Below are 12,125 nucleotides of genomic sequence, written 5' to 3' on the forward strand. Positions count from 1 at the left end.
CAGAATCATGCGCCGATATTGGCTGATCTTTGCTCAGGCCGTCACGGTCTGCCTGGCTATTCTATTCGTGGTGACGACGTTGCGGCCCGACCTGCTGCGGGTGAACGGACCGGGCGCGGTCCAGCAGGCCGCGGTAGCGGGCGGGCGGCCGCCTGCGGGCGACGTGGGCGCGGTGTCCTACGCCGACGGCGTGGCGAAGGCGGCGCCCTCGGTCGTCAATGTCTTTACCACCAAGCATGTGAACGTGCCGCTGATTCCGCTGCCCGACGATCCGGTGCTGCGCCAGCTTTTCGGGCAGGTGCCGGGGGTAAGCCGCCGCGAGGCCTCGACCAGCCTGGGTTCCGGCGTGATCGTGAACCAGGACGGCTACGTGCTGACCAACTACCACGTGGTGCAGGCCGCGGACGCCATCGAGGTGGCGCTGCGCGACGGGCGGCGCGACACCGCCAAGGTGGTGGGCGCGGACCCGGACACCGACCTGGCGGTTCTCAAGCTGGAAAAGCTGCGGTCCCTGCCGGCCGCGACGCTGGCGCCGGACAAGGGCTTGCGCGTGGGCGACGTGGTGCTGGCGATCGGCAACCCGTTCGGCGTCGGACAGACCACCACGCAGGGCATCGTCTCGGCGCTGGGCCGCAATGGCCTGGGCCTGAACACCTACGAGAACTTCATCCAGACCGACGCGGCGATCAATCCCGGCAACTCGGGCGGCGCGCTGGTCGATGCCTACGGCAACCTGGTGGGGATCAACACGGCGATCTATTCGGAATCGGGCGGATCGATGGGCATCGGCTTTGCAACGCCCATTGAGATCGCCCGCAAGGTCATGGATGACATCGTCAAGACCGGCTCGGTCAAGCGCGGGTGGCTCGGCGTCGAGCCGCAGGACGTAACGCCGGAACTGGCGCGGGCCTTTGAGCTGTCGCGCGACACCACGGGCGTGATCATTGCCGGCATCATGCGCGACGGTCCGGCCGCGCGCGCCGGCTTGCGGGTGGGCGATATCGTCCAGTCGGTCAATGGCAAGCGGGTAACGGACACCACGGCGCTGTTGTCGGAAATTGCGCAACTGCCGCCGGGTCAGCGCGCCACGCTGGGCGTGCTGCGGGCCGGCAAGCCGGCGGAGCTGGCGGTCGTGGTGGGCACGCGGCCGGGCAAGCCGCGCTAGAGACGCTTGCGCAGCGGCGGGGGCGCGGCGCGGCCGTCCTGCTTGTCGGAGATTTCGCGCACCAGGGCCAGGATCAGCTTTTTGGTGCTGTCGGGCTGCGGGCCCAGCCGCGCGCAGATTTCGGCGCAATAGCCGTCGAGGCGGGCGGTGGCGGCGTCCTGCAGCCGGGGCGTGGAAGCGGACCCGGGCGCGGCGGCAGGCACGACGCCGTCTGTCAGCCAGGGCACGCTGGTGTCCAGGGCCTGCGCCAGGCGTACGACCGTGTGACGGGACGGCGAATAGCGGTCTTCTCGGGTGAGGATGCGATGGATGCAGGACTGCGGCACGCCGGACAGGCGGGCGAGCTGGTTCTGGCTATGGATGCCGCGCCACCGCATGAGGGTGCGCAGTCTTTGGGAGAGCGACATGACTGCAATGTAGGATTGCAGCCATGGGTCGACAAGGGTGAAACGGTCTGATTTTGCGCAGACCGTCCAGGCCGTCCAACCGCTTCCCGGGTGGCGTCAGTGACGTTCGGTCAGGGAGCCGGAGGCGGCGTCTTCTTCGGGCGCGCCCGCTTTCGGGGTGACCATCCGGGCGCAGATCAGCCCGACCTCATACAGCAGGCACAGCGGCACCGCCAGCATGAACTGGCTGACCACGTCCGGCGGCGTGACCACGGCGGCGATGACGAAGGCGCCCACCACCACGTAGCCGCGCGCGGACTTGAGCTTGGAGAGTTCGACCACGCCCATCTTCACCAGCAGCACCACGGCCACGGGCACTTCGAAAGTGATGCCGAACGCCAGGAACATCGTCATGACGAAGCTCAGGTAGGCCTCGATGTCCGGCGCCGGGGTGATGGACTGCGGCGCGAACGTCGCGATGAAGTGGAACACCGTGCGGAACACCACGAAATAGCAGAACGCCATGCCCGCGATGAAGAGGAAGGTGCTGGAAACGATGAGCGGCAGCGCGAGGCGCTTTTCATGCCGGTACAGACCGGGCGCCACGAAGGCCCAGGCCTGGTACAGCACCACGGGCAGCGCCAGGATGAACGCGGCCATCATCGTGACTTTGACCGGCACCATGAACGGCGTGATGACGCCCGTGGCGATCATGCGCGTGCCTTCCGGCAGCGAGGCCAGCATGGGCGCGGCCAGCACGTCATAGATGGCGGAGGCGCCGGGATAGATGAAGAGCACGATGAACACGGCCACCACCGCGCCGACGGCGCGCAGCAGGCGGGTGCGCAGCTCGACCAGATGGGAGATGAACGTCTCCTGCTGGCCTTCTTCTTGGGATGCGTCCTGGGTCACGACGGGGTTCCGGAGGGCGAGACGGGCTTGGCGGCGGGCGCGGCGTCGTCAGCCTTGGGCGCCAGGGGCGCCGGGGCGGGTTGTTGGGGGGCGGCTGCCGGAACGGGCGCGGGTTCCGTGGCGGGCAGGTCCAGGTCCAGATTCTGATTCTGGCCCGGCGGGGCGATGGTGCGCGTGGCGTCGGCGGGCGTGGCGGCGGCGGCGGCCGGCGCGGCCTTGCCGCTGGCTTCACGGGCGACTTCGTCGAGTTCCGCGCGGAACTGCTGCACGGGTTCCTGCAGCGAGGCCTGCGTTTCGTTCAGCGATTGCTGCACGCCTTGGGCGGCGTCTTCCATCTCGGACTTGAACTTGCGAAGTTCGTCGATCTCGATTTCGCGCTGGATATCGGATTTGACGTCATTGACGTAACGCTGCGCGCGCCCCAGCAGATGGCCGACAGTGCGGGCCACCTTGGGCAGGCGTTCGGGGCCGATGACGATCAGGGCGACGACGCCGACCACCATCAGTTCAGTGAGGCTGACATCAAACATTCGACGGCCGCTCGGGAATTGAAGCAATGAGGGCCGGCCCGTTCAGGGCTGGCCCGGAGGGAGGCTGGCTGGCGCTCAGGAGTTGGATTTTTCCTTGGCCTGCACGTCGATGGTGTCGCCGCTCACGCGCTGTTGCGCGATGGGTTCGGAGGGCTTGTCGCTGTTGGCGTCCTTCATGCCTTCCTTGAAGCCCTTGACCGCGCCGCCCAGGTCGCCGCCAATGTTGCGCAGCTTCTTGGTGCCGAAAATCAGCGCAACGATGACCAGAACGACCAACCAGTGCCAAATGCTGAAACTACCCATGATGTTTCTCCGAATTACGCAGTGGGAGCCACGCGCCCTTTCCAGGGACGCGAGCCGCCGATGATGTGGAAATGCAGATGCGGGACTTCCTGGCCGCCTTCGACGCCAGAATTGATCATGATGCGAAATCCGCCATCAGGGCCCGGACGGCAACCGTTCTCGGCGGCAAGCCGCGGCGCCAACGACATCATTCTACCCAACCAATCTGCGTCCTCGCCCGTAATATCCTGCATGGATGTGACATGACGTCGAGGGATCAGCAGTAAATGTACCGGCGCGGCGGGATTGATATCGTGAAATGCAACAAAGTCCTCGTCTTCATAGACCTTCTTGGACGGGATGTCGCCGGCGGCGATCTTGCAAAACAGGCAGTTGTCGCTCATGAGTTCGGGGTCCGGGGTCAGTCTTGCGGGCGGCTGGCCTTTTCGGCCAGACCCGACAGGCCTTCGCGGCGTGCCAGTTCGGCCAGCACGTCTTCGGGTCGCAGGTTGAAATGCGTCAGCGCCACCATGCAATGGAACCACAGATCGGCGGTTTCGCTGACGATGCGTTCGGGCACGCCGTCCTTGGCGGCCATCACCAGTTCCGTGGCTTCTTCGCCGATTTTCTTCAGGAAGGCATCGGGGCCCTTGGCCAGCAGCTTGGCCGTGTAGGAGGCCTGGGGGTCGCCGCCGTTCTGGGGGCGGCGGGATTCCAGGGTGTCTGCAATGCGGGCCAGCACCTCGGCCGCGCTCAGGGTTTGATCGGTCATTTGTAGATGAGTTCCGGGTCTTTGAGCACCGGATCCACCGTGACCCAGGAAGCGTGGTCCGTCTGCCCTTCCAGGCGGCGGAAGAAGCAGCTCGCGCGGCCGGTGTGGCAGGCGATGCCGCCTTCCTGGTGGACCTTCAGCAGGACCACGTCGCCGTCGCAATCCAGGCGCAGTTCATGCACTTCCTGGACGTGGCCGGACTCTTCGCCCTTGCGCCACAGGCGCTGGCGCGAGCGCGACCAGTAGACCGCGCGGCCGGTGGCGGCCGTCTCGGCGAGGGATTCGCGATTCATCCAGGCCACCATCATGATCTGGCCGTTTTCGGCGTCTTGGGCGATGGCGGGGATCAGGCCGTTTTCGTCGAAGACGACATCGGCCATCCAGGCGGGTTCGTTGCTCATAATCAGTCCAATCGTACTGCGATACCTTGTTCGGCCATGAAGCGCTTGCACTCGCCGACGGTATGCTGGCCGAAGTGGAAGATGCTGGCGGCCAGCACCGCGCTGGCGCGGCCGGTGGTGACGCCGTCGGCCAGATGCTGCAGGTTGCCCACGCCGCCGGAGGCGATGACGGGCACCGGCACGGCGTCGGAGACGGTGCGGGTCAGTTCCAGGTCGAAGCCCGACTTGGTGCCGTCGCGGTCCATGCTGGTGAGCAGGATTTCGCCCGCGCCATAGGCGGCCATGCGGCGCGCCCAGGCCACGGCATCCAGGCCGGTGGCCTTGCGGCCGCCATGGGTGAAGACTTCCCAGCGTGCCGGTTCGCCGGGCGCGGAGACGCGACGCGCGTCGATGGCCACCACCACGCATTGCGAGCCGTGGTAGTCGGAGGCGGCGCGGACGAGGTCGGGATTGGCGACCGCCGCGCTATTGATGCTGATCTTGTCGGCGCCGGCATTGAGCAGGCGCTGGATGTCGGACACCTGGCGCACGCCGCCGCCCACCGTCAGCGGAATGAACACCTGCGAGGCGACCTGCTCGATGATGGGCAGGATCAGGTCGCGGCCGTCGCTGGTGGCCGTGATGTCCAGGAACGTGAGTTCGTCGGCGCCCTGTTCGTTGTAGCGGCGGGCGATCTCGACGGGGTCGCCCGCGTCGAGCAGGTTGACGAAGTTCACGCCCTTGACGACGCGGCCGGCCGTGACGTCCAGGCAGGGAATGATGCGGCGGGTCAGCGCGTTCTGCACAGGTGCGCCGGCCCCGGGGGTGCTGCTTGATGTGGTCATTTTGCCAGTTCGTCGGCGCGCGCCTGCGCGGCCTGGAAGTCGAGCGTGCCTTCGTAGATGCTGCGGCCCAGGATGGCGCCTTCGACGCCTTCTTCTTCGACGGCGCACAGGGCTTCGATGTCCTGGATGCCGGCGATGCCGCCCGATGCGTACACGGGGATGCGCACGTGCTGGGCCAGGCGGACCGTGGCTTCGACGTTGACGCCCGACAGCATGCCATCGCGGCCGATGTCGGTGTAGATGATGGCTTCGCAGCCGTAGTCTTCGAACTTTTTGGCCAGATCCAGCACGTCGTGGCGGGTCAGCTTGCTCCAGCCGTCGGTGGCGATCTTGCCGTCGCGCGCGTCCAGGCCGACGATGATCTGGCCGGGGAAGGCGCCGCAGGCGTCCTGCAGGAAGCCCGGGTTCTTGACCGCGGCGGTGCCGATGATCACGTAGGAGATGCCGGCGTCGAGATAGCGTTCGATAGTGTCGAGATCGCGGATGCCGCCGCCGATCTGGACGGGGATGTCGTCGCCGACGGCCTCCAGGATCGCCTTGATGGGGGCTTCGTTCTTGGGTTTGCCGGCGACGGCGCCGTTCAGGTCGACCAGGTGCAGGCGACGCGCGCCCTGGTCCAGCCAGCGGTTGGCCATGGCGGCGGGGTCTTCGGAGAACACCGTTGCATCGTCCAGGTCACCCTGGCGCAGGCGCACGCAACGCCCGTCTTTGAGATCGATGGCGGGGATCAGCAGCATGGTTGGCAGCAAGAAAAATAATGGGGTTGAACGGGCTGGCGCACGCGGGCTCGGGGCCTACGGCTGCCAGTCTACAAAATTGCGATACAGGCGCAAACCGTGCTCGGCGCTCTTTTCGGGGTGGAACTGCACCGCGAAAATGTTAGCTGCCGCCACCGCGCAGGTAAAGGTGACGCCGTAATCGGTTTCACCAACTGTCAGTGCGGAATCGGCCGGATCGGCGTAATAACTATGGACGAAATAGAAGTGCGAGTCGTCCGGAATGCCGTCCCAGATGGGATGAGATCGCGTGTGGCGGACTTTGTTCCAGCCCATGTGCGGCACCTTCAGGCGCTCGGGGCGGGTGTCGGCCAGGCCCGCGGCGCCGGTGTCGGCCAGGCAGGCCTCGTCGTCGGCGGGGATCAGGTCCGCGAAGCGCGGGCCGGAAAAGCGGCGCACGACGCCCGGGAACAGGCCCAGGCAGGTCGTGGCGCCTTCTTCGCTGGCCTCGAACAGCATCTGTTCGCCGACGCAGACGCCCAGGAGGGGCTTTTCGCGGGCGGCGCGCACGACGGCGTCGCGCAGGCCGGATTCGTTCAGCGTGCGCATGCAGTCCGCCATGGCGCCCTGGCCCGGGAACACCACGCGGTCGGCCGCGGCGATCTCCTGGGGCTGGTTGCAGATGCGGATGTCGGCGTCAGGCGCGGCGTATTTCAGGGCGCGTGCGACGGAGTGGAAATTGCCCATTCCGTAGTCGACGATGGCGATAGTGGTCACTTCTGTCTGCCTGGTGCGGTGCGGAGTTGATTGCGTACCTGGGGGGCGTACCTTACAGCACGCCCTTGGTGGAGGGCACGACGTCGCCCATGCGGGGGTCGACTTCCAGGGCCATGCGCAGCGCGCGGCCACAGGCCTTGAAGACGGTTTCCGCCTGGTGGTGGGCATTGAAACCGCGCAGATTGTCGATGTGCAGCGTGATGAGCGCGTGGTTGACCAGGCCCTGGAAGAATTCGCGGGTGAGGTCCACGTCGAAGCTGCCGATGTGCGAGCGCGTGAAGGGGATGTGGTATTCCAGGCCGGGACGGCCGGAAAAGTCCACCACGACGCGCGACAGCGCTTCGTCCAGCGGCACGTAGGCGTGGCCGTAGCGGCGCAGGCCGGCCTTGGTGCCCGCCGCCTTGGCGATGGCCATGCCCAGCGTGATGCCCACGTCTTCCACCGTGTGATGCGCGTCGATGTGCAGGTCGCCCTCGGCCTTGATGTCCAGGTCGATCAGGCCGTGGCGCGCGATCTGGTCCAGCATGTGGTCCAGGAAGGGCACGCCCGTGTCGATCGTCTGCTTGCCGGTGCCATCCAGATTGATGGCCACGCGGATGCGGGTTTCGTTGGTGTTGCGGGTGATTTCTGCGGTACGCATGTTAAGCACTCAAGATCTCTTGCAGGGCGGATAGCAAGGCGGCGTTCTCGGCCGGGGCGCCCACCGAGATGCGCAGGCAGTCGGCCAGCAGCGGGTGGGCGTTGGAGAAGTTGCGAATCAATATTTTGCGCGCTTTCAGCGCCAGATGCACGGCGTTGCCGTCCAGCTTGCCGGAAAAGCGAACAAGTATGAAGTTGGCGGCGGAAGGGAATACCCTGACGCCGGGCAGTTGCACGAGGGCCGCGGCCAGCGGTTCGCGGTCGGCGCGCAGCCGGGCGGCCTGCTCGTCCAGCACCGGCTTGTGGCGCAGCACGGCATGCAGCGTGGCCTGGGTCAGCACGTTCAGGTTGTAGGGCGGGCGCACCTTGTTCAGCTCGGCGATCCAGGCAGGATGGCCTGCCAGGTAGCCGAACCGCAGGCCCGCCAGGCCGATCTTGGACACGGTGCGCATGACCACCACGTTGGGCGCGTCCAGCACCTGCGGCATCCAGGTGTAGCCGGCGAACGGCTGGTAGGCCTCGTCGATCACCACCAGCCCCGGCGCGGCGTCGATGATGGCGTCCACGTCCTCGGGCGACCACAGGCCGCCGGTGGGATTGTTGGGCGTGGCCAGGAACACGAGCTTGGGCTGGTGTTCGCGGATGGCCGCCAGCATGGCCGGCAGATCCAGGGTCAGATCATCGGCCAGCGGGACGCCCACGAAGCGGGCGTGATCGAAGCGCGCCGCCATGTCGAAATACACGAACGACGGCCAGGGCGACAGGACCACATCTCCGGGGTTGCAGCAGGCCTGCACCATGATGTGGATGAGCTCGTCCGAGCCGTTGCCGAACAGCACGTCCGCCGCATCGGGTATGCCGAAGGCCGTCTTGACGGCGGCCTGCAGCCCGGACAGGTCGGCGGACGGATAGCGGTTCAGCGGGGTGTCGCGGACGGCGCGCGCGATCTCGTCGCGCACGGCCTCGGGCAGCTCGTACGGGCATTCCATCGCGTCCAGCTTGATGCAGCCTTCGGCGTGGGCGACGGGATACGCCGCCAGTTCGAGGATGTCGGCCCGGACGGTGCCGGTGATGCGGCCGGCGACGCCCGCCGCCGGAACCGCGCGCACTGGACCGCCTTCGTGCTGCGCACTCCGGTATTCGCCCTTGGGGCGGCCCGGCAGGCTCATGGTTTGTCGACCCGGTACTGGGCGCTGGCGGCGTGCGCCTGCAGGCCCTCGCCCAGCGCCAGTTCGGCGGCGATGCGGCCCAGCGTCTGGGCGCCGGCGTGCGAGACCTGGATCAGGCTGGAGCGCTTCTGGAAGTCATAGACCCCCAGCGGCGACGAGAACCGCGCCGTGCGCGAGGTGGGAAGCACGTGGTTCGGGCCGGCGCAGTAGTCGCCCAGGGCTTCGGAGCTGAAGCGGCCCATGAAGATGGCGCCGGCATGGCGGATGCGGGCGGTCCAGACCTCGGGCTGCTCGGTGGAGATCTCCAGGTGCTCGGGGGCGATGTCGTTGGCGATCTGGCAGGCCTCTTCCAGGTCGCGGACCTGGATCAGCGCGCCGCGGTTGGCCAGGCTGACGCGCAGGATGTCGGCGCGCGGCATGGTGGGCAGGAGGCGCGCGATGGACGCTTCGACCTCTTCGATGAAGGCGGCGTCGGGGCACAGCAGGATGGATTGCGCGAGTTCGTCGTGCTCGGCCTGCGAGAACAGGTCCATGGCGATCCAGTCGGCCGGCGTCTTGCCGTCGCAGATGACCAGGATTTCGCTGGGGCCGGCGATCATGTCGATGCCGACCACGCCGAAGACGCGGCGCTTGGCGGCGGCGACATAAGCGTTGCCCGGCCCGACGATCTTGTCGACGGCGGGCACGGTGTCGGTGCCGTAGGCCAGCGCGCCCACGGCCTGCGCGCCGCCGATGGCGAACACGCGGTCCACGCCGCTGATGGCGGCGGCGGCCAGCACGATGGGATTGCGCACGCCGTCGGGCGTGGGCGTGACCATGATCAGCTCCTGCACGCCCGCGACCTTGGCCGGGATGGCGTTCATCAGCACCGATGACGGGTAGGCCGCCTTGCCGCCGGGCACGTAAAGGCCCACGCGGTCCAGGGGCGTGACCTGCTGGCCCAGCAGGGTGCCGTCGGCTTCGGTGTAGGTCCAGGTCTCGGCGCGCTGGCGCTCGTGGTAGGCGCGCACGCGGTCGGCGGCGGCTTCCAGCGCGTTGCGCTGGGCGGCCGGCAGCGCGGCCAGGGCCGCATGCCAGTCGGCCTTGGGGATTTCCAGCGTATGGGCCGTCGCGTCCGGCATGCGGTCAAAGCGCTGCGTGTATTCCACCAGCGCGGCGTCGCCGCGCGCGCGCACGTCGGCCAGGATGCTGGCGGCGGCGCGGTCGATGGATTCGTCCTCGGTGGCCTCGAAGGCCAGCAGCTTGGACAGGGCGGATTTGAATCCGGGATCGCGGGAGTCGAGACGATTGATCAGGGCCATGGCGTCATGGAGCAAAGCAGGTAACGGTAACGGCCGCCGCGCCGGGCGCGGCGGGCGGGAGTCAGACGTTGCGGGAGGCGGCTCTTGCGAAGGCGTCCAGCAGCGGTTGCAGGCGGTCGCCGCGGGTCTTCAGGGCGGCCTGGTTGACGATCAGGCGCGAGGAGATCGGCATGACGTCTTCCACGGCGACCAGGTCGTTGGCGCGCAGCGTGCCGCCCGTGGACACCAGATCGACGATGCAGTCGGCCAGCCCGACCAGCGGCGCCAGTTCCATCGAACCATACAGCTTGATGATGTCGACGTACACACCCTTGGCCGCGAAGTGTTCACGGGCTGATTGCACGTACTTGGTGGCCACGCGCAGACGCGCGCCCTGGTGGACGGCCGCCTCGTAGTCGAAACCGTTGCGTACGGCCACGGCCAGCCGGCACTTGGCGATGTTCAGGTCGATGGGCTGGTACAGGCCGCCGGGCTGCTCCTTGGCGTGCTCGATGAGCACGTCCTTGCCCGCGATGCCCAGGTCCGCCGCGCCGTACTGCACGTACGTGGGCACGTCGGAGGCGCGCACGATGATCAGGCGCAGGCCGGGATCGCTGGTGGGCAGGATGAGCTTGCGCGAGCTTTCCGGATTCTCGGGGACCTCGATGCCGGCTTCCGCCAGCAGCGGCATGGTTTCTTCGAAGATGCGGCCCTTGGACAGCGCCAGGGTCAGGGGGGTGACGGGGGCATTGCTCATCGAGCCTGTTCCTTGCCGGTAACGCGTTGGATATCCGCGCCCAGGGCGCGCAGTTTCACTTCCATCTGGTCGTAGCCGCGATCCAGGTGGTAGATGCGGTCGATCAGCGTGTCGCCGTCGGCGGCCAGGCCGGCGATGACCAGGCTGGCCGACGCGCGCAGGTCGGTGGCCATGACGCTGGCGCCCGACAGGCGCGGCACGCCGCGCACGATGGCGGTGTGGCCGTCGATGTCGATCTGGGCGCCCATGCGGCGCAGCTCCTGCACGTGCATGTAGCGGTTTTCGAAGATGGTTTCGACGATGACCGACGTGCCCTCGGCCACGGCGTCCAGCGCCATCAGCTGGGCCTGCATGTCGGTGGCGAAACCCGGGTACTCGTGCGTGCGAAAGCCCACGGCCTTGGGACGCTTGTCCATCGCGCCGCGGATCCAGTCGGGGCCGGTCTCGATGGTCAGGCCGGCTTCGGCCAGCTTGTCCAGGGTAGCGCCCAGGATGCCGGCGTCGGCGTTCTTGAGCAGGATGTCGCCGCCCGCCGCGCCGACCGCGCACAGGAAGGTGCCGGCCTCGATGCGGTCCGAGATGACGCGGTGCTCGGCGCCATGCAGGCGGTCCACGCCGTCGATGACGATGCGGTCGGTGCCGTGGCCCTGGATGCGGGCGCCCATTTTGATGAGCAGCTCGGCCAGGTCGACGACTTCAGGTTCGCGCGCCGCATTTTCCAGGACGGTCCGGCCTTCGGCCAGCACGGCGGCCATCAGCAGGTTTTCTGTGCCGGTGACGGTGACCATGTCGGTGCGGATCGAGGCGCCCTTCAGGCGCTTGGCGCGCGCCACGACGAAGCCGTGCTCGATGCTGATTTCCGCGCCCAGCGCGGCCAGTCCCTTGATGTGCTGGTCGACCGGCCGCTGGCCGATGGTGCAGCCGCCCGGCAGGCTGACGCGGGCCTCGCCGAAGCGCGCGACCAGCGGGCCCAGCACCAGGATGGAGGCGCGCATCGTCTTGACCAGGTCGTAGGGCGCTTCCAGGTTGTCGATGTTGCCCGCCTGCAGCGTGACCACGCCGTCGTCGCCGCGCTCGGCGCGCACGCCCATGCGGGCGAGCAGGCGCAGCATGGTGCCGGTGTCGTTCAGGCGCGGCACGTTGGACAGGACCAGCGTGTCGGCGGTGAGCAGGCCCGCGCACAGGATCGGCAGGGCCGAGTTCTTGGCGCCGGAAATCGAGATCTCGCCGTGCAGCCGCGCGCCGCCGGTGATGCGTAGCTTGTCCATCATTCGCCCGCTTTCTGGTATTCGGCGGGGGTCAGGGTGCGCATCGACAGGGCGTGGATTTCGGCTTTCATGCGGTCGCCCAGCGCGGCGTAGACGAGCTGGTGGCGCTGGATCAGGCGTTTGCCTTCGAAGGCCGTGCTGACGATGACGGCGTCAAAGTGCGATCCGTCGCCCTGCACGTCGAGATGTTCACAGGGCAGGCCGTCCGCGATGTATTGGCGGACTTGCGCGGGAGTGGGAAGCATGG

17 protein-coding genes are annotated in these 12,125 nt (G+C 67.6%); 1 reads left to right on the top strand and 16 read right to left on the bottom strand.

The window, feature by feature from the left end:
• The first annotated feature begins 7 nt into the window (after positions 1-7).
• On the top strand, positions 8-1,165 hold the full coding sequence (locus tag ACZ50Q_RS00940; protein WP_464080249.1) for a trypsin-like peptidase domain-containing protein: 1,158 nt from the start codon (positions 8-10) through the stop codon (positions 1,163-1,165).
• Here the strand turns inward: ACZ50Q_RS00940 and ACZ50Q_RS00945 are convergent.
• The 16 genes from ACZ50Q_RS00945 to ACZ50Q_RS01020 all read right to left on the bottom strand — a co-directional run bounded on the left by ACZ50Q_RS00945 (position 1,162) and on the right by ACZ50Q_RS01020 (position 12,123).
• Positions 1,162-1,572: a helix-turn-helix domain-containing protein gene (locus ACZ50Q_RS00945; RefSeq protein ID WP_076517977.1), complete on the bottom strand. Its 411-nt coding sequence runs from the start codon at positions 1,570-1,572 to the stop codon at positions 1,162-1,164. The two genes, ACZ50Q_RS00940 and ACZ50Q_RS00945, sit on opposite strands and share 4 nt — an antisense overlap.
• 96 nt (positions 1,573-1,668) lie before the next feature.
• Complete coding sequence (tatC, locus tag ACZ50Q_RS00950; protein ID WP_076517975.1) at positions 1,669-2,463, bottom strand: twin-arginine translocase subunit TatC; 795 nt, start codon at positions 2,461-2,463, stop codon at positions 1,669-1,671.
• A complete protein-coding gene (tatB, locus tag ACZ50Q_RS00955) occupies positions 2,460-2,993 on the bottom strand; it encodes a Sec-independent protein translocase protein TatB (RefSeq protein WP_092576908.1) in 534 nt (177 codons plus the stop codon). Before tatB ends, tatC begins: the two co-directional genes overlap by 4 nt.
• Before the next feature lie 75 nt (positions 2,994-3,068).
• On the bottom strand, positions 3,069-3,296 hold the full coding sequence (gene tatA / locus ACZ50Q_RS00960) for a Sec-independent protein translocase subunit TatA (RefSeq protein WP_076517970.1): 228 nt from the start codon (positions 3,294-3,296) through the stop codon (positions 3,069-3,071).
• Positions 3,297-3,310: 14 nt separating this feature from the next.
• Positions 3,311-3,679: a histidine triad nucleotide-binding protein gene (locus tag ACZ50Q_RS00965; protein WP_056320402.1), complete on the bottom strand. Its 369-nt coding sequence runs from the start codon at positions 3,677-3,679 to the stop codon at positions 3,311-3,313.
• A gap of 17 nt (positions 3,680-3,696) precedes the next feature.
• Positions 3,697-4,047 (bottom strand): phosphoribosyl-ATP diphosphatase, encoded by a 351-nt coding sequence (locus ACZ50Q_RS00970; protein WP_092576905.1) that lies wholly within the window; start codon positions 4,045-4,047, stop codon positions 3,697-3,699.
• Entirely contained in the window at positions 4,044-4,448 is a 405-nt protein-coding gene (gene hisI / locus ACZ50Q_RS00975) for a phosphoribosyl-AMP cyclohydrolase (RefSeq protein WP_076517966.1), read from the bottom strand. Before hisI ends, ACZ50Q_RS00970 begins: the two co-directional genes overlap by 4 nt.
• A 2-nt stretch (positions 4,449-4,450) precedes the next feature.
• On the bottom strand, positions 4,451-5,272 hold the full coding sequence (gene hisF / locus ACZ50Q_RS00980; protein WP_092576902.1) for an imidazole glycerol phosphate synthase subunit HisF: 822 nt from the start codon (positions 5,270-5,272) through the stop codon (positions 4,451-4,453).
• A complete protein-coding gene (gene hisA / locus ACZ50Q_RS00985) occupies positions 5,269-6,009 on the bottom strand; it encodes a 1-(5-phosphoribosyl)-5-[(5-phosphoribosylamino)methylideneamino]imidazole-4-carboxamide isomerase (RefSeq protein ID WP_076517960.1) in 741 nt (246 codons plus the stop codon). The genes hisF and hisA overlap by 4 nt, the downstream gene beginning before the upstream one ends.
• A gap of 57 nt (positions 6,010-6,066) precedes the next feature.
• On the bottom strand, positions 6,067-6,765 hold the full coding sequence (hisH, locus tag ACZ50Q_RS00990) for an imidazole glycerol phosphate synthase subunit HisH (RefSeq protein WP_464080250.1): 699 nt from the start codon (positions 6,763-6,765) through the stop codon (positions 6,067-6,069).
• A 52-nt stretch (positions 6,766-6,817) separates the two neighbouring features.
• On the bottom strand, positions 6,818-7,405 hold the full coding sequence (gene hisB / locus ACZ50Q_RS00995; protein WP_076517955.1) for an imidazoleglycerol-phosphate dehydratase HisB: 588 nt from the start codon (positions 7,403-7,405) through the stop codon (positions 6,818-6,820).
• Position 7,406: 1 nt separating this feature from the next.
• Positions 7,407-8,573, bottom strand: coding sequence for a histidinol-phosphate transaminase (gene hisC, locus ACZ50Q_RS01000; protein ID WP_464080251.1), 1,167 nt, complete (start codon positions 8,571-8,573; stop codon positions 7,407-7,409).
• Positions 8,570-9,874, bottom strand: coding sequence for a histidinol dehydrogenase (gene hisD / locus ACZ50Q_RS01005; RefSeq protein ID WP_464080252.1), 1,305 nt, complete (start codon positions 9,872-9,874; stop codon positions 8,570-8,572). The genes hisC and hisD overlap by 4 nt, the downstream gene beginning before the upstream one ends.
• A 61-nt stretch (positions 9,875-9,935) precedes the next feature.
• A complete protein-coding gene (gene hisG, locus ACZ50Q_RS01010; RefSeq protein WP_076517951.1) occupies positions 9,936-10,610 on the bottom strand; it encodes an ATP phosphoribosyltransferase in 675 nt (224 codons plus the stop codon).
• A complete protein-coding gene (gene murA, locus ACZ50Q_RS01015; protein ID WP_464081934.1) occupies positions 10,607-11,878 on the bottom strand; it encodes a UDP-N-acetylglucosamine 1-carboxyvinyltransferase in 1,272 nt (423 codons plus the stop codon). The genes hisG and murA overlap by 4 nt, the downstream gene beginning before the upstream one ends.
• The gene (locus ACZ50Q_RS01020; protein WP_056320382.1) at positions 11,878-12,123 is read right to left on the bottom strand and encodes a BolA family protein; all 246 of its coding nucleotides are present in this window, start codon (positions 12,121-12,123) and stop codon (positions 11,878-11,880) included. Before ACZ50Q_RS01020 ends, murA begins: the two co-directional genes overlap by 1 nt.
• Positions 12,124-12,125: the final 2 nt, after the last annotated feature.

The sequence above is a fragment of the Achromobacter sp. T5-5 genome, from assembly GCF_055397965.1.